Here is a 2,237-nt window from a genome sequence, read left to right as displayed (position 1 = left end):
AGCCCTCGCTGCCCGGGCCGCGCCGGAACCGCTCGAAGACCGTCTCGCGCGCCTCGGGCGGCACGCCCTCGCCGTGGTCGTCCACCGTGATCACCACCTGGTCCCCCGCGCACCGCACGCCCACGGCGATCCGGGCCCGGCCGGCCGCGTCCCGTCCGTGGGCGAGCGCGTTGCCGAGCAGGTTGTCCAGCAGCAGCCGCAGCCCCGGCTCCCAGCCTTGCACGGTGAGCCCGGGCGGGGCGTCGAGGGCGATTTCGGCGTCGGGGGCGCGGCGCCTGGCCTCGGCCACGGCCGCGTCGGCGGCCTCGCAGACGTCTACGGCGGCGAAGGCCTCCGCCTCCACCAGGTCGCCGCGCCCCAGTTCGCGCAGCATGACCAGCAGGCCGAGCAGCCGGGTGTGCTCGCGGCGCAGATCGGTGAGCACCTCGGCGCGGTCCGGCCCGGGCAGTTCCGGGTGTCCGGCGAGGATGTCGAGGTTGGTGCCGATGCTCATCAGCGGGGTGCGCAGTTCGTGGGCGGCGGCCGAGGAGAAGGAGCGGGCCGTGTCCAGCGCCTCGGTGGTGCGCGCGGCCTGCTCGTCGTAGCGGGCGAGGACGGTGCGGACGGTGGCGGCGAGCTCGTCGACCTCGGTGACGCCGGTGGGCCGGTGGTCGGGGCGGGCGGCGGAGGTGCGCGGGTCGAGTCCGGCGGTACGGCGGGTGAGGCGGCGCAGGGGCACGCTCGCACCGGAGGCCAGGCCCCAGGCCAGCAGCCCGGACAGCGGGGCGGCGAGCAGCGCGGTGAAGGCCACCCGGCGGCGCACGGCGCGCAGTTGGGCCCGGTCGGCGGTGTCCGGGGAGAACACCCACAGGGTGCCGGAGGCCCCGGCCGTCCGGACGGGGCGGGACAGCGCCCGCCAGCTGCGTCCGCCGCCGCGCAGCGTGACCGGCTGGTCCGCCCGGGCGGGCAGGTGGACCAGGGGGCCGGGCTGAGGTCCGCCGCTGAAGCCGGCGTCCGGTCCGACGACGCGTACGCCGACGTCGAGCGCGGCGGTGAACAGGCGCCTCTCCCGTGTGTCGGCCGCCTTGGGCCGCCCGTTCTCGGTGGCCCGGAGCAGTGCGCGGGCGTCGGGGGCGACGGCCGCGGCGCGCTGTGCGAGGTGGTCGTCCTCCACGCGGTGCAGGTCGCGGGCGACGAGGTGCAGCAGCAGCCAGCCGGAGGCGGCCACCAGCAGCGGGACGGTGCAGCCGACGGCGAGGCCTATGCGGGTGGACAGTCTCATGGCGTGAACCGTCCCGTCCCGCGCGCCCGCGGCACGTCGGTCGCCTCGCGGGTCTCCCTCAGTACGAAGCCCACCCCGCGCACGGTGTGGACCAGACGTGGCAGCCCGCCGGCCTCCAGCTTGCGGCGCAGATAGCTGACGAAGGTGTCGACGGCGTCGGTGCGAACGTCGAAGTCGTAGCCCCAGACCCGGTCCAGGAGCTGGTCGCGGGTGAGGACCAGGCCGGCGTTGCGGGCGAGCACCTCGAGGAGTTCGAACTCGCGCCGGGTCAGCTCCAGCGGCCGGCCGGCCCGCTCGGCGGTGCGGGCCGCCGGGTCGATCACCAGGTCGGCCACGCGCAGCACCTCGCGTCCGGCCGGCGGCCGGCGGCGCAGCAGGGCGTGCAGGCGCAGCACGAGTTCCTGGAGGGCGAACGGCTTGACGAGGTAGTCGTCGCCGCCCGCCTGGAGCCCGGCGATGCGGTCGGCGGTCTCGTCGAGGGCGGAGAGCATGAGCACGGGCAGGTCCTGGCCCTCGTGGCGGAGCCGGGTGCACAGCTCGATGCCGCTCATACCGGGCATCGACACGTCGAGCACCAGCACGTCCGGGGGCGTCTCGCCGATGGCGGCCAGCGCCTCGGCTCCGCTGCCGGCGGTGCGCACCTCGAATCCGCTCAGCCGCAGTCCGCGCTCCAGCGAGCGGCGGATCGCCGCGTCGTCGTCCACGACCAGCACCGCGCCGGGGCGCGTCGCGTCCGTCATGCACCCTCCTCGCAGGTCCACATGGCCGCACAGGGTACGGGCCTTTGTTCGGTAAGGGATGCCGAGTGCGTGCCTCGCAGGTAAGAGACCACGAGCTGAAGGAACAAGCACCGGGGCCGGCAAGGGAGTTGGGATCAAGAAAGCCCGCCGTCAAAGTGGTCCAGACCTATTGACCTGTGGTCCAGACCTTTCTACTCTCGCAGCACTGTGGGCATGGAGGCTCAGTCATGCCCTCG

The 2,237-nt window shown here is 74.9% G+C and carries 2 protein-coding genes; both read right to left on the bottom strand.

What is annotated here, in order from left to right; genetic code table 11:
• On the bottom strand, positions 1-1,261 hold a 1,261-nt coding region (locus IE249_RS15715), incomplete at its 3' end, for a sensor histidine kinase (protein ID WP_229858555.1).
• Complete coding sequence (locus IE249_RS15710; protein WP_189705433.1) at positions 1,258-2,001, bottom strand: response regulator transcription factor; 744 nt, start codon at positions 1,999-2,001, stop codon at positions 1,258-1,260. The genes IE249_RS15710 and IE249_RS15715, both read right to left, overlap by 4 nt.
• Positions 2,002-2,237 lie beyond the last annotated feature (236 nt).

The sequence above is a fragment of the Streptomyces anandii JCM 4720 genome, from assembly GCF_014650655.1.
GTDB lineage: Bacteria > Actinomycetota > Actinomycetes > Streptomycetales > Streptomycetaceae > Streptomyces > Streptomyces anandii.
Note: the sequence above shows the minus strand (reverse complement) of the source record. Positions and strands in the feature narration are given on the sequence as shown.

What these genes read in the sequence shown, in the direction of transcription:
- IE249_RS15710 (WP_189705433.1), bottom strand. Translation starts at nt 2,001, where the DNA reads ATGACGGACGCGACGCGCCCCGGCGCGGTGCTGGTCGTGGACGACGAC.